The organism is Hansschlegelia quercus (genome assembly GCF_004310425.1).
Taxonomy (GTDB): domain Bacteria; phylum Pseudomonadota; class Alphaproteobacteria; order Rhizobiales; family Methylopilaceae; genus Methylopila; species Methylopila quercus.
Genome location: NZ_SIUB01000012.1, coordinates 50,075 through 70,342, shown reverse-complemented (window position 1 = coordinate 70,342; position 20,268 = coordinate 50,075). Strand labels below are relative to the sequence as shown.

Sequence of the window (20,268 nt, the reverse complement as noted above, 5' to 3'; positions counted from 1 at the left end):
GCGTCATGACCGCCGTCACCCTAATCGACAATTACGACAGCTTCACCTGGAACGTCGTGCACGCGCTCGGCGCGCTGGGCGCCGACGTGACCGTGCATCGCAACGACAAGGTGACCGTCGAGCAGGTGATGGCCGAGGACCCGGACGCGATCGTGATCTCGCCCGGTCCCTGCACGCCGCACGAGGCCGGCATCTCCTGCGAACTCATCCGCCGCGCGGCGGGCTCGACGCCGATCTTTGGCGTTTGCCTCGGCCATCAGGCGATCGGGGAGGTGTTCGGCGGCGCCGTGGTGCGCGCGCCGACCCCCGTCCACGGTAAGCTCGCGCGGGTGAACCACGAAGGCCGGGGGGTCTTCCGCGGAATCAACGGCCCGGTTCAGGCCACGCGCTACCATTCGCTGGTGGTGCGCCGCGACGACCTTCCCGCGGAGCTCGAAGTCACCGCCGAGACGGATGACGGTCTGATTATGGCGCTGTCGCATCGCGATCTGCCGATCCATGGCGTGCAGTTCCACCCCGAGAGCATCGCATCGGAGCACGGCGCGACAATCTTCGGCAATTTCCTGGCGGAGGCGGAAGCCTTCAGCCGTGACCGGCGGCTCGCCGCCCGCGCCCGCTGATCCCTCGATGGACGGCCTGAAAGCCACGATCGCCCGCATCGCCGACGGTTACGCGCTGAGCCGCGAGGAGGCGGAAGCCGCCTTCGGGCGGATCATGTCGGGCGAGGCGACGGCAGCGCAGATCGGCGCCTTCCTGATGGGTCTGAGGCTGCGCGGCGAGACCGTTGACGAGATCGCAGGGGCCGTCGCCGCGATGCGCGCGCGAATGACGAGCGTATCCGCCCCCGCAGATGCGGTCGACGTGGTCGGCACGGGCGGCGACGGCGCTGGCTCCGTCAACGTCTCGACCTGCGCTGCCTTCGTAGTGGCGGGCTGCGGCGTGCCGGTGGCGAAGCACGGCAACCGAGCGCTGTCCTCGAAGTCCGGCTCGGCCGACGTGCTGCGAGCGCTCGGGGTGGAGGTCGATCTCGCGCCGGAGCGAATCTCCGCCTGCATCGCTCAGGCCGGCATCGGCTTCATGTTCGCCCCCGCCCACCACGCCGCGATGCGCCACGTCGGCCCGGCGCGCGCCGAGCTCGGCCTGCGCACCATCTTCAACCTGCTCGGGCCTCTCTCGAATCCCGCAGGCGTGAAGCGCCAGATGGTCGGCGTATTCGCCCGCAAATGGGTGGAGCCTATCGCCGAAGCGCTGGCTCAGCTCGGCTCGGAACGCGCCTGGGTGGTCCACGGATCGGACGGCCTGGACGAGGTCACCACGTCCGGCCCGACCGCCGTCGCCGCACTCGAGAACGGCCATGTCACGTCCTTCGAGATCAAGCCGGAGGACGCGGGGCTGACGCCGCACCCGGTCGGCGCACTGGCGGGCGGAGACGCCGGCCAGAATGCGCTCGCCCTCCGCGGCGTGCTCCAGGGCCAGAAGAGCGCCTATCGCGACGTCGCGATCCTGAACGCAGGCGCCACGCTCGTCGTGGCCGGGCGAGTAGAAAACTTCGCCGAGGGCGCGGCAGCGGCGGCGAAGGCGATCGACGCGGGCGCGGCGCTCGACCGTCTGGACGCACTGATCGCCGTCTCGAACGCGGAGAAGGCGGCGTGAGCGACATCCTCGACCGCATCGCCGCCTACAAGCGGCGCGAGATCGCCGAGGCCAAAGCCCTGCGGCCTTACGCCGAAGTGAAGCGCGTAGCTGACGCGGCCTCGCCGCCCCGCGGCTTTGTGGCGGCGATCCGCCAGACAATTGACGAGGGCCGCACGGCGCTGATCGCCGAGATCAAGAAGGCGAGCCCATCCAAGGGCCTGATCCGCGAGGATTTCGACCCGCCGGAGCTCGCCCGCGCTTACGTCGAAGGCGGCGCGACCTGCCTCTCGGTGCTGACCGACGGCCCCTCCTTCCAGGGCTCGGCCGCCTATCTCGTCGCGGCGCGCGAGGCCGCGCCCTTGCCCGCGATCCGCAAGGACTTCCTGTTCGAGCCTTATCAGGTGGCTGAATCCCGCGCGCTCGGCGCCGACTGCATCCTCGTCATCATGGCCTCGCTCACCGACGCAGAGGCGCGCGACCTCGTGACCGCGGCCGGCGACTTCGGGATGGATGTGCTGGTCGAGGTCCATAACCAGGAAGAGCTCGATCGCGCGCTGCCGCTCGGCACGACGCTGGTCGGCGTCAACAACCGTAACCTCCGCACCTTCGAGGTGACGCTGGAGACGACCGAGGTTCTGGCGGCCTCCATTCCCGACGACCGCATCATCGTCGGCGAAAGCGGCATCTTCACCGCGCTCGATGTCGCCCGTCTGGAGGCCGTCGGCTGCCGGACGGTGCTCGTCGGCGAAAGCCTGATGCGCCAGCCGGACGTGACCGCGGCCACAAAAGCGCTGCTGGCGCCGATCGCCGGACAGCTTTGACCGACCCGGCGAGACCCGTTCTGGACGACAAGGCCCGCGCGGAGCTCGGCAAGGCGGCCGAGCGCTGGTTCGGCAAGCGCGTCGAAGCGTTGAACGAGGTCGAGCATCGCGTTCTGCGGCTGACCAAGCACCGGCTGCCGCTCTCGCGTCCTCCGGCGGTCGACGCGGGCTCGCAGACTTTCGGTGAGCGGCTCGCCGACAGGGTCGCGGCCTTCGGCGGCTCATGGACCTTCATCCTGCTGTTCTGCGCCTTCCTAGCGGCATGGGCCGGCGCGAATCTGTGGGTCCTCGCCAATCCGTTCGACCCCTACCCCTTCATCTTCCTGAACCTGATGCTCTCGATGGTGGCGGCGCTTCAGGCGCCGATCATCATGATGAGCCAGAACCGCCAGACGCTGAAGGACCGCGAGAACGCGGCGCTCGATTACGAGGTGAACCTCAAGGCGGAGATTGAGATCATGGCGCTGCACGAGAAGCTCGACGCGCTGCGCAACGACCACATCCTCGGCATGCTCGCGAAGCAGGAAGAGCAGATCGGGCTGCTGATGCGGCTCTGCGAGCAGACCTCGACGCCGACAGCCAACCCAGCCCGGATCGCGCCATGAGCGGCGGCCTCACCCACCTCTCCGCTTCCGGCGAAGCCAACATGGTCGACGTCGGCGACAAGGCCGCCACGTCTCGGGAGGCGACGGCCGAAGGCCGCATCGTGATGGCGCCGGAAACGCTGGCGCTGATTATTGCCGGCGACGCCAAGAAGGGCGACGTGCTCGGGACCGCTCGGATCGCCGGCATCATGGCCGCGAAGCGCACGCACGAACTCATTCCGCTCTGCCATCCGCTGGCGCTGACCAAGGTCGCCATAGAGCTGACGCCGGACGACACGCTGCCGGGCGTGCGCGTGACCGCCACGACCCGCGTGAACGGACCAACCGGCGTCGAGATGGAGGCGCTCACCGCGGTGTCCGTCGCCTGCCTCACGGTCTACGACATGACGAAGGCGGTCGATCGCGCCATGCGGATCGAAGGAGTTCGGTTGCTGGCGAAGTCCGGCGGGCGCTCCGGAGATTTTTGCGCCGAGCCGGAATCTTGAGCGCTCTCTTGCCGGTCGACGAGGCGCGGGCGCGCATCCTCGCAGGGCTGACGCCTCTCACCTCCGAGACCGTGCGCCTCGCCGACGCGCTCGGACGCACGCTGAGCAAGCCTCTCGCCGCCCGTCGCACGCAACCCCCATGGGACTGCTCCGCGATGGACGGCTATGCCCTGCGCGCCGCGGACGCCGCTGCGCCCGGCGCGACCCTGCGGGTCGTGGGCGAATCTGCGGCGGGACGAGGCTATGCAGGTCGGCTCGGTTCGGGCGAGGCTGCGCGCATCTTCACCGGAGCGCCGGTTCCGGATGGAGCCGACGCCATTCTCCTGCAGGAGGATGCGAGCCGCGGCGGCGATCTGGTCACTTTCTCCGAAGCCGCGACCGCCGGCCGCCATATCCGCCGCGCAGGCCTTGATTTCTCCGCGGGCGAAATTCTTCTTGAGGCCGGTCGCCGCCTTGGCGCGCGCGACCTGGCGCTCGGTGCTGCTCTCGGCCACGGCGAGGTCGAAGCGTCGCGGAAGCCCCGCGTCGCCATTCTCGCCACGGGCGACGAGTTGGTCGCGGCGGGTGAGATCCCGGGGCCGGACCAGATCGTCGCCTCCAACGCCTTTGCGATCGCAGGCGTCGTGACCGCCGAGGGAGGAGAGCCGATCGACCTCGGCATCGCTCCAGACGATCACCGCACGATCGTCAGCGCCGTCGAGCGCGCGATCGCCGCTGAGGCCGACGTGCTCGTCACCCTCGGGGGCGCCTCGGTAGGCGACCACGACCTTATCCAGCCCGCACTCAAGGAAGCCGGCGTCCAACTTGATTTCTGGCGGATCGCGATGCGGCCGGGGAAGCCGATGATGGCCGGACGTCGGGGGGCCATGCTCGCGCTCGGCCTGCCCGGCAATCCGGTGTCCTCGATCGTCTGTGCGCTCCTGTTCCTGGCGCCGGCGCTCCGGAAGCTTACAGGCCGGAGCGACGTCGAGCCTGTGCTCATGCGCGCAAAGCTTGGCCGCGACATGCCGGCCAACGACCACCGCGACGACTATATGCGCTCGGCCCTTACCTACGATTCGGAAGGTTTTGCCGTCGCCACTGCTTTCGAACGCCAGGATTCGTCGATGCTACGGCCTCTCGCGGGCGCCGAATGTCTCCTCATCCGCCCGGCTCACGCAGCGGTGGGAAAGATTGGCGAACCCTGCAGAATCATGGGACTGCCGCACCCGCTCTAGAACGCGTACGGAACGGCCGCGGAACGTTCAGGCATTCACCTGACGTTAACCGTTGCAGAACACATCTAGAACAGCTATTCCTCTGTTCATGATTTGTTTTGATCCGCCGCAGGGCCAGCCATGTTGACGCGCAAGCAGTACGAGCTCCTTCGCTTCATCCATGAGAGGCTGAAAGAGAGCGGCGTGCCCCCCTCGTTCGAGGAGATGAAGGAAGCGCTCGGGCTTCAGTCCAAATCCGGCGTTCACCGTCTCATCATGGCGCTTGAAGAGCGCGGCTTCATCCGCCGCCTCCCGAACCGGGCGCGCGCGCTCGAGGTCGTCCGGATGCCGGAGGCCGCAGCGCCGCCGATCGGCCGCCCGGCCCCTGCCCGGTTCTCGCCCAGCGTCATCGAGGGCAGCAGAGGCCGCGTAGCCCCGCCGAGTTCGCGTGACGAGGATGAGGGCGACCGTTCGGCGATCCACGTGCCCGTCATGGGCCGCATCGCTGCGGGCGTGCCGATTTCGGCGATCCAGTCCAAGAGTCATACGGTCGCGGTTTCGCCCGACATGCTGTCGAGCGGCGAGCACTTCGCTCTCGAAGTGCGCGGCGACTCGATGATCGAAGCCGGCATCCTCGACGGCGATCTCGTTCTGATCCGCCGTCAGGATACAGCTGACAGCGGCGACATCGTCGTCGCGCTGGTCGACGAGGAAGAGGCGACGCTGAAGCGCCTTCGTAAACGTGGCGCTTCGATCGCGCTCGAGGCCGCAAATCCGGCTTACGAAACGCGCATCTTCGGTCCGGACCGGGTGGACATCCAAGGCCGGCTGGTCGGGCTCATTCGGCGCTATTGATCTTCCTCGCCAGCGGCCTCGTCCTCCGGGTCGTCAGTCGGATCGACCGCAAGCTCATCGGCATGTTTGATCTCCTTCGGCTTTTGGGCCGAGAAGGTGAGGGTCGACGCCTCGACGGGCGGCGCTGTCGACGGGGACGTTCCGGACCATGGGCGGCGGCCGGTAGGGTCGCGCGCGGCGACGGCCTTGAAGGTTGCGCCGTAGCGGAACAGGCTCAGCGAACCCGTTGACGCGAGCACGGTTGCGTCAATCACGGCCGCGGTCGTCGAGCAGCCCGGGGGCGCGGTCAGCCGCGTAACGACGAGCGCGGCGCGTCGGCAGTCCTCCTCCAGCGCGCTGGGCTCCCAGCTGAGAGCGACCAGCCCCCCGCCGATGAGCGGCGCGACGCAGCCGTCGCGGTCGCATCTGACGTCGCTCGCCGCGCCCTTCGGCGGTGGATCGGCGCCGTCGGCCGCGATCCACACCTTGGCCGCGAAGGAGCGGCCTGATCCCGGTCCGAGCGTCGCGAGTTCCCCAGATGGGGCGCGGACGGCGGCGAAACGTCCGGAGGCGTCGACCGCGACGTCCGGGCGCGCCGGAGCCGCGGCGAGGACTGTCGCCAGCGTTAAAGGGACGAGAGCGAACCAGCGCAGCGTGGTGTGCCACAGGCACAGCCATGCCAAGCCGAAGGCGAAGAGCAGCATCGCGCCCTCTCCGAACGCCGGAAGGCCGCCTTCGGCGCCCGGCCAGGACGAGACCTCACGGGCGATCGCGAGCACCAGCGACAACCCCTGCCCCATAACCGCCCAAGCCAGTCCGTCTAGTCCGAGGGGCGCAAGCAGCAGTCCCGCGACCACCGAAGGCATGACGATCAGCCCGATCACAGGCTCGGCGAGCGCGTTCCCGACCACGGCGTAAGGCGTCACGCGGTGAAAATGGTAAGCGGCGAAAGGGCCGGTGGCGAAGCCGGCGATCAGCGTCGTCATGATCGCAAGCGCCACGGCCGCGGCGATCTTCCGCCTGATCCGGCCGAACCTGTCGGCCGGGGGCGGCGCAGGCGGCCGATCGCGCCTCGTCTCGAACCAGGCGACCAGCCCGGCCACCGCCGCGAATGACATCTGGAAGCTCGGACCCATCAGCGATTCAGGATCGATCGCGAGCACGATCAACGCCGCCAGCGCGAAATTCCGCGGCGCGAGCGCCGGCCGTCCGACGATGATCGCGAGGAAGGCGATGGCGATCATCACGTAGGAGCGCTGCGTCGCGACCTCCGCGCCGGACAAAGCGAGATAGAAGGTGGCGCCGGCAAGCGCGACCAGCGCCGCGATCTGCTTCACCGGCCACATCAGCGCAACGCGGGGCGCCAAGGCCAGGGCGGCGCGCGCGAGCCAGAACAGCGCGCCTGCGACCAGCGCCATATGCAGGCCGGAAATCGACAGGATGTGGCTGAGCCCGGCCCCGCGGAGCTCGTCCTGAACGTTCTGAGGGATCGGCCCTTCGACCCCGGTGACGAGCGCCGCCGCGACCGTGCCTTCCGCCCCGCCGATCGCGCGGGTCACGCGATCGGTCAGTCGCTGTCGCAGCCGTTCGAGCCCGGCGTTTGCGGCGGCGGCCATTCCAACGCGCGCCGGCGGCCCGAGATTGCGGATGTCACGCGCGCCGAACCCGGTAGCGCCGACGCCCTTGAAGAAGGCGACGCGGGCGAAGTCGTAGCCGCCGGGCCGCACCGGACCTTCGGGCGGGCGCCAGAAGGCCGTCAGCGAAACCTGATCGCCTGCCGCGATCTCCGGCTTGCCCGCGATCGCGACCCGCGCTTTGTGCGGCCGAGCGTCTGCCTCCAGCTTCCCAAAAGCGTCGATCTCGATCGTCAGTCGGCGCATGCCCCGGGCGCGCGGCTCGATCTCGATCACGCGGCCTACGATCTCGGCGCGCATCGCCCCCGCCAGGATCGGAGCCGTCGCTCGCTCGGTGGCGAGCTTCCCGCCCAGAAAACCAAGCGCCACGAACAGAAGGCAGAGCGCAAGCCAGGCGGTCGTGAAGCCCCGGCGGGCGGCCCACGCGACGACGCCCGTCGCGCCAACGAGCCCGAACGCCGCCCACAGCGCCGGCTCGTTCGACGCGGCGAAATAGACCGAGACGCCGAGGGCGAAGGCGACTGGCAGCCAGAGCGCGAGGCGTCCGGCCTCCGCCTCTTCGACGAAGCGCGCCCCGATCCAGGCCCCGGCTGCGCCCGCGAGGACCGCCGCCCAGCCGCTTTGGCGCGCCCCAGCGCCGGCGGGCAGCGCTGCGGCGCGGCTGCGCCCGCCACGCGTATGGTCCGATCGCCGCTCGGCCACCTGCGCGCGCCCCGACTTTCCCCAGCTCTTGAGCCCATGCTACACCCACGCCGCGCCGCGTCGAGACGCCGGGCGCGCTGCTCGAAACCCCATGAGATCCGACGCCTTGGCCGAGACTGTCGTCACCCGCTTCGCGCCCTCGCCGACCGGCTTCCTGCATATCGGCGGCGCGAGGACGGCGCTGTTCAACTGGCTGTTTGCGCGAAGCCTGGGCGGCAAGATGCTGCTGCGCATCGAAGACACCGACCGCGCACGTTCGACCGAGCCGGCGATCGCCGCCATTCTCGACGGGTTGAAATGGCTCGGCCTCGACTGGGACGGCGACGCCGTCTTCCAGTTTGCGCGCGCCGCCCGGCACCGCCAGGCAGTGGACGAGATGCTCGCGAGCGGGCGCGCCTATCCCTGTTATGCCACTCCCCAGGAGCTGGAGGAGATGCGTTCGACGGCGCAGGCCGAGGGCCGCCCGCCGCGCTATGACGGGCGCTGGCGCGACCGGCCCGAGGCGGATCGGCCCACCGACCGCCAGCCCGCCATCCGGCTCAGGGCGCCGAACGAAGGCGAGACCGTCGTCGACGATCTTGTTCAGGGCCGCGTGGTCATTCCGAACAAGGACCTCGACGACCTCGTCCTGCTACGCTCCGACGGCACGCCGACCTACATGCTCGCCGTGGTTGTGGACGACCACGACATGGGCGTCACCCATGTCATCCGCGGCGTCGACCACCTGACGAACGCGGCCCGGCAGACCCAGATTTACGAGGCACTTGGTTGGGCCGTTCCCAAGATGGGACATATTCCGCTGATCCATGGCCCCGACGGCGCAAAGCTCTCGAAGCGTCACGGCGCGCTCGGCGTCGAGGCCTATCGCGAGATGGGCTACCTGCCGGCGGCGCTCAGGAACTATCTCGCGCGGCTCGGCTGGAGCCATGGCGACGACGAGATCTTCTCGACCGAGCAGGCCATAGAATGGTTCGACGTGGCGGACGTCGGCCGCTCCGCCGCGCGTTTTGACGAGGCCAAGCTTCAGAACCTCAACGGCCATTACATGCGCGCGACGCCGGACGCCGAGCTGATGACCGCCTTGCGCGCCGCCCTGCCCCATCTTCCCGGCGGCCCTCAGGCGCAGGCGAGGTTGGATGCGGCAGGCCTTTGGCCGGCCTTCGAATCCGCTCTCCCCGGGTTGAAGGAACGCGCGAAGACCCTCGTCGAACTGCTCGACGGGGCGCGCTTCCTGCTCGACGAGCGGCCGCTTTCTCTAGAGCCCGCCGCCGAGCAGTTGCTGACGCCGGACGCGCGCGCTCTGCTGGCGAAGCTGCACGGGCGGCTCGCCGCTCTTCCCGACTGGACGGCGGATGGCGCGGAGCAGGAAGTGCGCGCGCTTGCCGAAGAGGCGGGCGTCAAGCTCGGCGCGCTTGCCCAGCCGCTTCGCGCCGCATTGACCGGCCGGAAGACGTCGCCGGGCATCTTCGACGTTCTGGTGGCGCTCGGCCGGGAAGAGAGCCTCGCCCGCATCGAGGATCAGGCCGCCGCGGCGTAGACCCTCGCGGACGCATACTTGGCGAGGCGTTTGACAGCGCTAAGTCGCACTGCAACAAAAGTAGCGCCGCGCCCACCGCGACGGTCTGCGTACGCCACGTTCCTTTCGTCGGCGAAATGACGCTTCCGCCAGCGGCGCGACGGGGCTTTCTCCAGAGAAGAGGGCTTGGCGTATGAACGCGACCACCAGCACGCTCAAGGTCGACAGCCCCGGCGAGCCGGAGACCGGGCGCCTCACAATCGGCTCGGCCGACCTGGATCTCGCCATTCGGCACGGTTCCGTGGGTCCGTCCGTCCTCGACGTTCAGACGCTCTACAAGAACACCGGCCTCTTCACCTACGACCCCGGCTTCACCTCGACCGCGAGCTGCGAGTCGAAGATCACCTATATCGACGGCGATCAGGGCGTGCTGCTCTATCGGGGCTACCCCATCGACGAACTCGCCGACCACGGCGACTTCCTCGAGACTTGCTATCTGCTGCTTCACGGCGAGCTGCCGACCTCGGCGCAGAAGGCGGATTTCGACAGGCTCGTGACGCGCCACACGATGGTGCACGAGCAGATGTCGCGCTTCTATTCCGGCTTCCGCCGCGACGCGCATCCGATGGCGGTGCTGTGCGGCGTCGTCGGCGCGCTCTCGGCGTTCTATCACGACTCAACCGACATTACGGACCCGGAGCAGCGGGAGATCGCGGCCATTCGCATGGTGGCGAAGATCCCGACGCTCGCTGCGATGGCCTACAAATATTCGATCGGCCAGCCGTTCATCTACCCGCAGAACGCGCTCGATTTCTCCGCGAACTTCCTGAACATGTGCTTCGCGGTGCCGTGCGAGGAGTACAAGGTCAACCCGGTGCTGGCCCGCGCGATGGATCGCATCTTCATCCTGCACGCCGATCACGAGCAGAACGCCTCGACCTCGACGGTCCGCCTCGCCGGCTCCTCTGGCGCGAATCCTTTCGCCTGCATCGCGGCCGGCATCGCCTGCCTCTGGGGTCCCGCCCATGGCGGCGCCAACGAAGCGGCGCTGAAGATGCTCTCCGAAATCGGCACCCCCGATAAGGTCGACGCCTATGTCCGCAAGGCCAAGGACAAGAACGATCCGTTCCGCCTGATGGGCTTCGGCCACCGGGTCTACAAGAACTACGATCCGCGCGCCAAGATCATGCAGAAGACCTGCCACGAGGTCCTCGGCGAACTCGGCATCAAGGATGACCCGCTGCTCGAGGTCGCGATGGAGCTCGAGCAGATCGCGCTCAAGGACGATTATTTCGTCGAGAAGAAGCTGTACCCGAACATCGACTTCTATTCGGGCATTACGCTGAAGGCGATGGGCTTCCCGACCGACATGTTCACCGTGCTGTTCGCATTGGCGCGCACCGTCGGCTGGATCGCCCAGTGGAAGGAAATGGTCGAGGATCCCTCGCAGAAAATTGGCCGCCCACGCCAGCTTTACACTGGCGCTGCAGAGCGCGACTACGTGCCGATCGAACAGCGCCGCTGAGCCATGCATCGAGAAAGGCCCCGGAGCGCACGCTCCGGGGCTTTTTCGTGCGCGCGTCCCTGCGACCTACTTATCGACGAGCATCGCGGAAATCTCGGCCTCGCAAACCAATCGTCCTGCGACCTTCGCCTCGCCCTTGAACCACGACATCGATCCCCGCTTGCGAAGCTGGGTCATGTGGTATTCGACCACGTCGCCAGGGGTCACCGGTTTGCGGAACTTCGCCTTGTCGATCGTCATGAAGTAGACGACCCGCGGAGCAGGCGTGGACGCTCGAGCGGCGATCGAGATGACGCCCGCGGTCTGCGCCATTCCCTCGATCAGCAGCACGCCCGGCATCACGGGGGCCGCGGGGAAATGGCCCTGGAAGTGCGGCTCGTTGAACGTGACGTTCTTGATGCCGACGCCCGATCTGTCGCCGTCCATGTCGATGACCCGGTCCACCAGCAGGAAAGGATAGCGATGCGGCAGATACGCCATGATCTGCATGATGTCGGCCGAGCCAAGCTCGGTCGGCGTCGCCCGTGGCGTGTCGTCGGTCATCATCATGTCCTGTTGAAGAAAGGTTCGCGGGGGCCTTAGGAGCCGAGCTCCCGCGGAGCAAGCCCGGCCGCTGCGCCGGGCAGGCTGTTCGAGAAGTCCGGGAGCCGGGTACCCGGCTCTATGGCGGCGCCGGCGGAGATCGTCGAGCGTCGCCCGATCATGACGTCCTGCCGGATATGCGCCAGATTGTCGATCCGGCTGCCTTCGCCGATCACGGTGTCGCGGAGCGAACCCCGGTCGATCGTGGCGTTGGCCCCGATCACGACGTCGTCCTGTAAGATAACGCGCCCCGCCCGACTGGCGCCCTCCCCGGGCGCGACTTCGGCGCCGGACTGACCGACGCGCGCTCCCTGATGAATGACGACACGATCGCCGATCAGCGCATTGACGAGAGTGGCGCCCGCGCCGACGGCTGATCCACGGCCGAGACGGACGTCCGGCCCCACCACCGCGTTTGCGCAGATCACAGCGCCTCTACCGATCTCCGCGCGCGGCCCGATGACGGCGCCCGGATCGACTGTCACGTCCTGTTCGAGCCGCGCGTCCGGGTGCACGACGGCTCCGGGCGCGACGCCCGAGCCGAACACCGCTTGAGGGCGGCCGCGAGCTGCATTGAGGAAAAGCGGTTCGGCCATGAGAGCCTGCAAAAACGTAAACGGGCGGCGGTTTGGCGCCGCCGCCCGTTTAAGAGAGTTTGAGCCGCCGCGAAAGCGGCGCGCCGGATCAGAACCGCGTGCCGCCAGAGAAGCGGAAGAACTGCGTCTCGTCGTACTTCGCCTTGGTCAGAACCTTGGCGAAGTCGAAGCGGATCGGGCCGAGCGGCGAATTCCAGAGCAGCGAGGCGCCGACCGAGGAGCGGATCTTCTTGCTGTCGGCGGCATTCACTTCAAGCCGCGTGCCGTCCACATCAAGAGACTTGATGCCTTCGTAATTGAAGACCGTACCAGCATCGGCGAAAAGCGCGCCCTTCAGGCCGATCTCCTTCGGCAGACCAAAGATCGGGAACTGGGCTTCCGCCGAGCCGCCGAAATAGGTCGTGCCGCCGAGCGGGTCGTCGTTCGGGCTTCCGATCAGATTGTTGTTCGTTCCAAGATCGCGTGGACCGAAGCCCTGGGGCTCGAAACCGCGAACAAGGTCCGGACCGCCGGAGAAGTGGTCAAGCACGCGCAGATCGTCGTTGCCGAACGCCTTGATATGTCCGGCTTGCGCGCGGAGCATGCCGACCACACCGTCGAAGTAGAGCGGGTGGTAGTAGCGCCCGTCGAAGGTGCCGCGGAGATATTTCGCGTCGCCGCCGAGGCCGGCCACGTCGCCCTTGAGCTCGGCATAGAAGCCGAGCGTCGGGTCGGCGGGATTGTCGAGGTTGTTGTAGATCAGCGAAAGGCCGGCGAGCGACGTAAGCGTCTTGCCCTCGGCTTCGAACACCGCGGCCGACGCACGGTCGTCATCCGTCGGATCGCGATAGCGGCTCGGGATCTTCAGGTCCTGCTGGTAGACCTGATAGCGCGTGCCGATCGAGATCTCCTCGGAGACCGGGAACCCGAAGCGGACACCGCCGCCATAGGTGTCGACCTTGTACGAGGTGTAATCGGTGTCGTCGCGGCGCTTCACATAAGCGTCGACGCCGGCCGAGACGCGGTAGCCGAGGAAGTACGGCTCGGTGAACGAGAAGTCGAAGCCCGAGACGTTCTGACCGAACTGCGCCGCGATGCGTGCGTACTGGCCGCGGCCGAGGAAGTTGCGTTCGCCGAGCGCGATTTCGCCGATGATGCCATCCTGCGAGGAGTAGCCGCCGGCGATCGAGAACTCGCCGGTCGCCTGATCCTCGACGTCCACATTCACGATGACTCGGTCAGGCGAAGAGCCGGGCTCCGTCGTGATCCGCACGGTCTTGAAGAAGCCGAGCGCCTTGATGCGCCGCTCCGCGCGATCGATGAAGATCTGATTGTAGGCGTCGCCTTCGCCGATATCGAACTCGCGACGGACGACGTAATCGCGCGTGCGCGTATTGCCGCGCACGTTGATCCGCTCAACATAGACACGGGCGCCTTCCTCGACCACGAAGGTCAGGCCGATCGTGCGCTGTTCGAGATTGCGGTCGCCGCGGGGACGGACCTGCGCGAAGGCGTAGCCGCGCGAAGCGAGCTCGAGCGAAGCGGCTTCGACCGATTTGTCGACTTCGCTCGCATTATAGGTCGAGCCCGTCGAGACCTGGAGCTTGCTCCTGAGGGTCGCGGCGTCGATCTCGGCGACATTCGATTCGACCTCGATCGGGCCGTACCGGTACTGCGCGCCTTCCTCGACCACGATCTTCAGCGTGAAGGCGTTGGTCTCGCGGTTCAGGTCGGCGTTCGCAGAGATGACTCGGAAGTCGGCGTAGCCGTGGTTCAGGTAGAACTTGCGGATCGCCTCGAGGTCGGCGTTGATCCGGTCCGGATCGTAGACGTCGGAGGTCTTGATCCAGCTCAGCCAGTTCGACTCGGTGGTCGACATCTGGTCGCGAAGCGTACCGTCGCCGAAGGCCTCGTTGCCTTCGAAAGCGATGGACTGGATCTTGGTCTTCCCACCCTCGTTCACCTCGAAGACCAGGTCGACGCGGCCGTTAGGCTGCGCGATCGTCTTCGGCTCGACGGTCGCCTCATAGCGGCCGGAGCGACGGTAGATTTCCTGGATACGCTGGGCGTCGGCCTGCACGAGCGCGGGGTTGAACGGGCCACGCGCCTTGGACTGAACCTCGGCGATCAGCACGGCGTCCTTCACCTTCGAGTTGCCCTCGAAGGCGACGCGGTTGATGACCTGGTTCTCGCTGACAGCGACCACGATGCCGCCGCCCGAGCGAGAGACGCGCACGTCGGAGAAGAGGCCCGAGGCGTAAAGGCCCCGGATGCCCTCATCGATCACGCTTTGAGTGATCGGGCCGCGGCCCGTGAAGTAGGAGCGAACGGTTTCCGCGTCCACGCGTTGATTGCCACGAACGACGATCGCGCTCGCACTTTGAGCATGCGCCTCGGAAGCGCCGAGAACTCCGGCCCCGGCACCGATCGCCAGCGCCTGAACGGCCACCGACGAGGCGAGGGCGAGCCGCCCGACTACTCGAACCATACGCTTCATCGGCAGACGGACCCCCGTACCGTATTTGCGCCCGCAACCGTCAGAGACGGCAGTCGTCAGCGGTGCGACCACGTCCGCTTCTACAGAAGTTTCCAGCACGTGCAAACTCGCTACTCAACGCACACGAGACGATTGACCCAAGCCGTTGCGGCCGGGCAACGCCGCCTCAGAATTCAGCCTAATGATGAAAGATGAACGATGTCGTTCCAGGTCGCGAAGATCATGAGAGCGAATACGAGCGCGAGGCCGATCCGCATGCCCATCTCCTGAGTTTTGGGCCCGAGCGGCCGGCCCCTCAGCGCCTCGATTCCATAAAAAAGCAGATGTCCGCCATCGAGCATCGGAATCGGCACAAGGTTCAGAAGGCCGATCGAAACCGAGAGAATCGCGGCGAGACTCAGCAGCGCGACAAATCCGAGCGACGCGAAGTCGCCGGACGTTTTCGCGATGCGGATCGGACCACCCAGCTGGTCCGTCGGCTCCCGACCCACGAGCATACGGCCGAGGTAGGCGGTCGTGCGCGTCACCTGAGACCAGGTCTCCTGCGCGCCAGCCGCGACCGCCTCCAGCGGTCCGAAACGCTCAACCCGCACGTTCTGCGGATTGGTCGAGCGCTTGATACCGAGCAGACCGATTCGCATCTTGTTGCCGAAGCCGTCCGTGATCTCCTTGAGGCGGGGCGTCGCCTCGAGCCTCACCGGCGCGCCGCCGCGTTCGACCGTCACCTTCAACGTCTGGTCAGCGCTCGTCTCGACGATGCGCTGCATGTCGCCAAATGACGAAATCTTCGTCCCGTCGATGTCGACGACAAGGTCGCCAGGCGCAAATCCCGCGGCGGCGGCCGCGCTGCCGGGCTCGACCTCGTCCACGACTGCGTCGGTCACCGGACGACCAGCGGCCATGAAAATCCCGGCGAAGATCGCGATCGCCAGCAGGAAGTTTGCGATCGGCCCCGCCGCGACGATGGCGGCGCGAGCGGGCAGCGGCGCGAAGAAGAAGCTGCTGCGCCGCTCCTGCGGGCTCATCCGCGCCAGCGCATCCACATCCGGAGCGCTGCCGGCGTTCTCGTCGCCTGCAAATCGCACGTAGCCCCCGAGCGGAATCGCGGCCAGGCGCCAGCGCGTGCCCCGACGGTCGTTGAAGCCGAACAGCTCCGGGCCGAAGCCGATCGAGAAGGCGAGCACCTTCACGCCCGTCCAGCGCGCGACCAGGAAGTGGCCGAGTTCGTGGATGAAGATCACGAGCGTCAGCACGAAGAGGAACGGCACGAGGTAGCCGAGTGTCGCCGAGCCTGCGCCGATCATCTCGTTCAAAAAGGACATCGAAACCTCGATGGTGGACGCAGCCGGCGGCGCGTCGATTCTCAAGTTAGTGCGCCTGCAGCGCCGCCTCTGGCAAGCTGCTGTCGGCCAATCGGCGAGAGAGCGCGTCGAGTTCAAGCGCCTCCTCAACCGTCTGCGGGGCGTTCCGTAGGGTGGCGGCATCGGCATCGGAGAGCGCATCTTCGACCACGCCGGCGATCGCCGAAAAGCCGATCCGACCATCAAGGAAAGCCGCGACCGCCACTTCGTTGGCCGCGTTCAGAATCGTAGCCGCGCCGCCGCCGGCCTCGAGCGCCTCCCGCGCCAGACGCAGCGCAGGGAAACGGGTGAGGTCCGGGGCCTCAAAGGTAAGAGTTCCGATCCGCCCGAGGTCGAGCCGCGCGGCAGGCGTCGAAATTCGCTCGGGATAGCCGAGCGCGTGGGCGATCGGCACGCGCATGTCCTGCGCCGCCAGCCCCGCCGTCACCGCGCCGTCGCGGAACGTGACGAGGCCGTGGATGATGGATTGAGGATGCACGACGACCTCGAGCCGGTCAGACCCGATTCCAAAAAGATAATGAGCCTCAATAAGTTCGAGGCCCTTGTTCATCAACGTCGCAGAATCGATCGTGATCTTGGCGCCCATCGACCATGTCGGATGCTTCAAGGCTTCCTGAGGACGTGCGGCGGCGATCGCCTCCGCGGGCCACGTCCTGAACGGGCCGCCGGAGGCGGTCAGCGTCATCGTCTCCACGGTGTCGAGACTTTGCCCGCCGAGCGCCTGGAGGAGCGCGTTGTGCTCCGAATCGACGGGGAGCAGCGTGGCGCCCGCGCGCTCCACCTCCCGCATGAATGCGGCGCCGGCGCAGACGAGGCACTCCTTGGTGGCGAGTGCGATCGTCCCGCCACGACGCACGGCCGCGATGGTGGGCGCCAGTCCCGCAGCGCCAGAGATCGCGGCCATCGTCCAATCGACGGGCCGGGAGGCGGCGTCGATGGCGGCCGAAGGACCGGCCGCGCTGGCCACGCCCGAGCCTTCCAAGGCCCGGGCGAGCGCGCCGCCCTGTCTCTCGTCGGCGACGACCGCCAGGCTGGCGCCAAGCCTCACGGCGATCTCCGCAAGCGCGGCGGCGTCGCGGCCGCCAACGACCGCCTCTACCTTGTAGTCCGCGCCTCCACGCTCGATCAGATCGACGGTCGCACGGCCCACAGATCCGCTGGCGCCGAGCAGCGTGACGCTTCGGCGCTCGCGCCTCACCATCGCAGGAGCCCCTGCCCGGCTGCCTCGAAGCCGCCGCGCGCGACGCCGATCGCCGCTGCGAAGGTCGCCGCGACGAGGAAGCCGTCCAGGCGATCCATCAGTCCGCCATGGCCGGGAATCAGGCTGCTCGAATCCTTCGCGCCGAACGCGCGCTTCATGCCGGACTCGAACAAATCCCCCCATTCAGCCAAAATGGCCGCGAGAAATGAGATCGCGGCGACCGGCAGGAGAACGCTTTCGCCGCCCGCCGCGGCCACCACCGTCCCGGCCACCGTTCCCACGATGGCGCCGCCGATCGCTCCGGACCAGGTCTTGTTCGGCGAGATGCTCGGAGCGAGCTTCGGGCCGCGGAGCGATCGTCCGACGAAGAAGGCCGCGATGTCCGTCGCCCATACCACGGCGAACAGCCAGAAAATCGCGAGCAGCCCGTCTTCCGGGTCGCGGCGCAGCGCGATCGCGCCGAGGAATACGGCCGCGCCGTAAGGGACCGAGAGACCCACGAGCGCCGCCGGGCGGCCGAGGATCGAGACGAGCGCAGCCCCGACGATCAACACGCCGGCGATGGGCCACGGGCCGAGCGGTAGAAGCGTCACGAGCGCAGCCAGCGCGCCGGCGAGACCGAGCGTTACGCCCGCAGCGCGCGCGGCGCGACGACGCGCCCGCGGCTCGCGCGCGGCGAGCCAGGCCCACTCGACACCGACGGCGACGCCCGCGACGATCCAGAACGCCGCGAACACGAACCCGCCGACGATGGCGGCGAACAGCGCGGCGGCGATCATCACAATCGCCGACAGCACGCGCCGCTGGAGCTCCGACATTCGCGCGGCCGCCCGCGCCTCTGTCATGCGCCGACCCCGGCGATGCGCCCGCCATAGCGGCGCTGGCGCGACCTGAAGCTCGCGATCGCCTCCTCGAACGTCGTTCGATCGAAGTCCGGCCAATGATCGGCCAAGAAGACGAACTCGGCGTAGGCGCTCTGCCATAGAAGGAAGTTCGAGATCCGCAATTCGCCGCTTGTGCGAATGACGAGGTCAGGATCCGGCACGCCCACCGTATCGAGATGCGCTTCCACCATCGCCGCATCGATCCGGTCCGGATCGATCGTCCCGTCGCGAACCGCCTCGGCGATTCTTCGCGTGGCGCTGGCGATCTCCTGGCGGCCTCCGTAATTGAAGGCGACGACTAGCGTCAGGCCGTTGTTGCCCGCGGTGAGGGTCTCCGCCTCGACCAGTAACGCGCCGATGTCCTCTGGCAGACCCGCGCGTTCGCCGATGACGCGAACTCGAACGTTGTTCTTGTGCAGCTCGGACAGGTCCCGGCGAATGAAAAGACGCAGCAGATTCATGAGGTCTGAGACCTCATCTGCCGGACGCGACCAGTTTTCGGAGGAGAAGCTGTAGACGGTGAGGTAGCTCACGCCGAACTCGCCCGCGGCCCGCACGGCGCGCTTCAGCGCCTCGACCCCGCGACGGTGCCCTTCGAAGCGCGGAAGCCCGCGCGCCGCGGCCCAGCGCCCATTGCCGTCCATGATGATGGCGACGTGTCGCGGTGCGCCGTCGCCCTCGGCTACGGCGCCCTCCGGCAATCTTGAGGCGTTGATGGTGGGCATGGCGGGTTCGCCCGGCGAAGTGAGATCGAAGCCTGTCCCGCGCCTAAGGCGCGGGTTCGTCATCATCGCCGGCGATACAGGCTCAATCGCCCGTATCGGCTCCGGCGGGTCCGGCCTCAGCTGGACCAGCCCAGCCTATCACACCTGGAGGATGTCTTTCTCCTTGGCTGCGAGCGCCTGGTCGATCTCCTCGACCGCCGCGTCCGTGGCCTTCTGGACCTGCTCGGCCAGCCGCTCGTGGTCATCCTTGCTGAGGTCGCCGTCCTTCTCGGACTTTTTCAGCGTGTCGAGCCCGTCGCGCCGCACGTGACGGGCGGCGACCTTGGCGGCCTCGGCATATTTGTGCGCGACCTTGACCAGCTCCTTGCGGCGCTCCGCGTTGAGCTCCGGCAGCGGGATCCGCATCAGCTGACCTTCGGTGATCGGGTTGAGGCCGAGATTGGCCTCCCGGATCGCCTTCTCGACGGCGTTGACCATGCTGCGGTCCCAGACCTGGACGCTCAGCATCCGCGCTTCCGGTACGCTGACCGTCGCGACCTGATTGAGGGGCATCTCGGCGCCATAGGCCGAGACGACCACCGGGTCGAGCAGGTTCGTCGAGGCGCGGCCGGTGCGCAGGCCTGCGAGATCGTTCTTGAGGGACGTGACCGCGCCATGCATGCGGCGCTTTAGGTCGTCGAGGTCGAGCGCGGCGTCGGCCATTGTCTGGTCGCTTCCTGTTTTTGGTCGCCGGGACGCGCGCGTCGTGCAGACGTCAGCTTGCGACCGTGGTCGCCCGGCCCTCGCCGCAGATCACCGAGGAGATCGACCCGGGCTCGTGAATGGAGAAGACGATTACCGGAAGTGCGTTCTCGCGGGCAAGCGCGAAGGCCGCCGTGTCCATGACCTTGAGATCCTGCTGGATGACCTCGTCATGGGTGACGCGATCGTAGCGCGTCGCCGCCGGATCCTGTTTGGGGTCGCTCGTGTAGATCCCGTCGACCTGAGTGGCCTTCAGTAACGCGCCGCAGCCCATCTCGACGGCGCGCAGAGCGGCCGCTGTGTCGGTGGTGAAGAACGGGTTGCCCGTGCCGGCCGCGAAGATGACGACCCGGCCCCGGTCGAGATGGGCAAGCGCGCGGGGCCGTGTGTACGTCTCACACACCGCCGGCATGTCGAGCGCGGAAAGCACCCGCGTCTGCACGCCCTGACGCATCAGCGCCGCGGCAAGCGCGAGCGCGTTCATCACGGTCGCGAGCATGCCCATATAGTCGCCGGTCGCCCGGTCGACGCCCTGCTTCGACACCTGGACGCCGCGGAAGATGTTGCCGCCACCCACGACGACCGCCAGCTCCACGCCGAGCGCATGCGCCGCCGCAAGGTCCGCGGCGATGCGGTCGACGGTCTCCTGATGAAGGCCGTAGGCGGAGGGGCCCATCAGGGCCTCGCCCGAAACCTTGACGAGGACGCGGTGATAAAGCGGCTTCGTCTCGGTCGCGGGCGTCACCGCG

General features: G+C 67.7%; 19 protein-coding genes. 9 read left to right on the top strand and 10 right to left on the bottom strand.

The window, feature by feature from the left end; all coding sequences use genetic code 11:
• Positions 1-5: 5 nt before the first annotated feature.
• The 7 genes from EYR15_RS16810 to lexA all read left to right on the top strand — a co-directional run bounded on the left by EYR15_RS16810 (position 6) and on the right by lexA (position 5,597).
• Positions 6-620, top strand: a complete 615-nt coding sequence (locus EYR15_RS16810) for an anthranilate synthase component II (protein WP_131004733.1) — start codon at positions 6-8, stop codon at positions 618-620.
• 7 nt (positions 621-627) lie between these two features.
• Positions 628-1,653: an anthranilate phosphoribosyltransferase gene (gene trpD / locus EYR15_RS16805; RefSeq protein WP_205741674.1), complete on the top strand. Its 1,026-nt coding sequence runs from the start codon at positions 628-630 to the stop codon at positions 1,651-1,653.
• Positions 1,650-2,456: an indole-3-glycerol phosphate synthase TrpC gene (trpC, locus tag EYR15_RS16800; RefSeq protein ID WP_205741672.1), complete on the top strand. Its 807-nt coding sequence runs from the start codon at positions 1,650-1,652 to the stop codon at positions 2,454-2,456. The genes trpD and trpC overlap by 4 nt, the downstream gene beginning before the upstream one ends.
• Complete coding sequence (locus EYR15_RS16795) at positions 2,453-3,061, top strand: DUF1003 domain-containing protein (RefSeq protein WP_245498377.1); 609 nt, start codon at positions 2,453-2,455, stop codon at positions 3,059-3,061. The genes trpC and EYR15_RS16795 overlap by 4 nt, the downstream gene beginning before the upstream one ends.
• Positions 3,058-3,546, top strand: a complete 489-nt coding sequence (moaC, locus tag EYR15_RS16790) for a cyclic pyranopterin monophosphate synthase MoaC (protein ID WP_131004730.1) — start codon at positions 3,058-3,060, stop codon at positions 3,544-3,546. The genes EYR15_RS16795 and moaC overlap by 4 nt, the downstream gene beginning before the upstream one ends.
• The gene (locus tag EYR15_RS16785; RefSeq protein ID WP_131004729.1) at positions 3,543-4,763 is read left to right on the top strand and encodes a molybdopterin molybdotransferase MoeA; all 1,221 of its coding nucleotides are present in this window, start codon (positions 3,543-3,545) and stop codon (positions 4,761-4,763) included. The genes moaC and EYR15_RS16785 overlap by 4 nt, the downstream gene beginning before the upstream one ends.
• A 120-nt stretch (positions 4,764-4,883) precedes the next feature.
• Positions 4,884-5,597: a transcriptional repressor LexA gene (lexA, locus tag EYR15_RS16780; RefSeq protein ID WP_131004728.1), complete on the top strand. Its 714-nt coding sequence runs from the start codon at positions 4,884-4,886 to the stop codon at positions 5,595-5,597.
• Here the strand turns inward: lexA and EYR15_RS16775 are convergent.
• The gene (locus tag EYR15_RS16775; RefSeq protein ID WP_245498376.1) at positions 5,591-7,912 is read right to left on the bottom strand and encodes a ComEC/Rec2 family competence protein; all 2,322 of its coding nucleotides are present in this window, start codon (positions 7,910-7,912) and stop codon (positions 5,591-5,593) included. The genes lexA and EYR15_RS16775 overlap by 7 nt on opposite strands.
• A gap of 91 nt (positions 7,913-8,003) precedes the next feature.
• Here EYR15_RS16775 and gltX point away from each other — a divergent pair, with 91 nt between their 5' ends.
• Both gltX and gltA read left to right on the top strand, forming a co-directional pair.
• Positions 8,004-9,449, top strand: a complete 1,446-nt coding sequence (gene gltX, locus EYR15_RS16770; RefSeq protein ID WP_131004727.1) for a glutamate--tRNA ligase — start codon at positions 8,004-8,006, stop codon at positions 9,447-9,449.
• A 172-nt stretch (positions 9,450-9,621) separates the two neighbouring features.
• Entirely contained in the window at positions 9,622-10,953 is a 1,332-nt protein-coding gene (gene gltA, locus EYR15_RS16765; RefSeq protein WP_245498375.1) for a citrate synthase, read from the top strand.
• A 66-nt stretch (positions 10,954-11,019) separates the two neighbouring features.
• Here the strand turns inward: gltA and fabZ are convergent, their stop codons facing one another.
• From fabZ to pyrH, 9 genes are all read right to left on the bottom strand, one after another.
• Entirely contained in the window at positions 11,020-11,496 is a 477-nt protein-coding gene (gene fabZ, locus EYR15_RS16760; RefSeq protein WP_131004726.1) for a 3-hydroxyacyl-ACP dehydratase FabZ, read from the bottom strand.
• Between the two features lie 35 nt (positions 11,497-11,531).
• Positions 11,532-12,131 (bottom strand): hypothetical protein, encoded by a 600-nt coding sequence (locus EYR15_RS16755; protein WP_131004725.1) that lies wholly within the window; start codon positions 12,129-12,131, stop codon positions 11,532-11,534.
• Between the two features lie 88 nt (positions 12,132-12,219).
• Positions 12,220-14,454 (bottom strand): outer membrane protein assembly factor BamA, encoded by a 2,235-nt coding sequence (gene bamA, locus EYR15_RS16750; RefSeq protein WP_428977146.1) that lies wholly within the window; start codon positions 14,452-14,454, stop codon positions 12,220-12,222.
• A gap of 326 nt (positions 14,455-14,780) precedes the next feature.
• Complete coding sequence (gene rseP, locus EYR15_RS16745) at positions 14,781-15,929, bottom strand: RIP metalloprotease RseP (RefSeq protein ID WP_131004724.1); 1,149 nt, start codon at positions 15,927-15,929, stop codon at positions 14,781-14,783.
• 46 nt (positions 15,930-15,975) lie between these two features.
• Positions 15,976-17,169: a 1-deoxy-D-xylulose-5-phosphate reductoisomerase gene (gene dxr / locus EYR15_RS16740; RefSeq protein ID WP_131004723.1), complete on the bottom strand. Its 1,194-nt coding sequence runs from the start codon at positions 17,167-17,169 to the stop codon at positions 15,976-15,978.
• Positions 17,163-18,014 (bottom strand): phosphatidate cytidylyltransferase, encoded by an 852-nt coding sequence (locus EYR15_RS16735; protein WP_131004722.1) that lies wholly within the window; start codon positions 18,012-18,014, stop codon positions 17,163-17,165. Before EYR15_RS16735 ends, dxr begins: the two co-directional genes overlap by 7 nt.
• The gene (locus EYR15_RS16730; RefSeq protein WP_131004721.1) at positions 18,011-18,778 is read right to left on the bottom strand and encodes an isoprenyl transferase; all 768 of its coding nucleotides are present in this window, start codon (positions 18,776-18,778) and stop codon (positions 18,011-18,013) included. Before EYR15_RS16730 ends, EYR15_RS16735 begins: the two co-directional genes overlap by 4 nt.
• Before the next feature lie 138 nt (positions 18,779-18,916).
• Positions 18,917-19,480, bottom strand: a complete 564-nt coding sequence (gene frr, locus EYR15_RS16725) for a ribosome recycling factor (protein WP_131004720.1) — start codon at positions 19,478-19,480, stop codon at positions 18,917-18,919.
• Between the two features lie 52 nt (positions 19,481-19,532).
• Positions 19,533-20,264 (bottom strand): UMP kinase, encoded by a 732-nt coding sequence (gene pyrH / locus EYR15_RS16720; RefSeq protein ID WP_131004719.1) that lies wholly within the window; start codon positions 20,262-20,264, stop codon positions 19,533-19,535.
• Between the last annotated feature and the right edge of the window lie 4 nt (positions 20,265-20,268).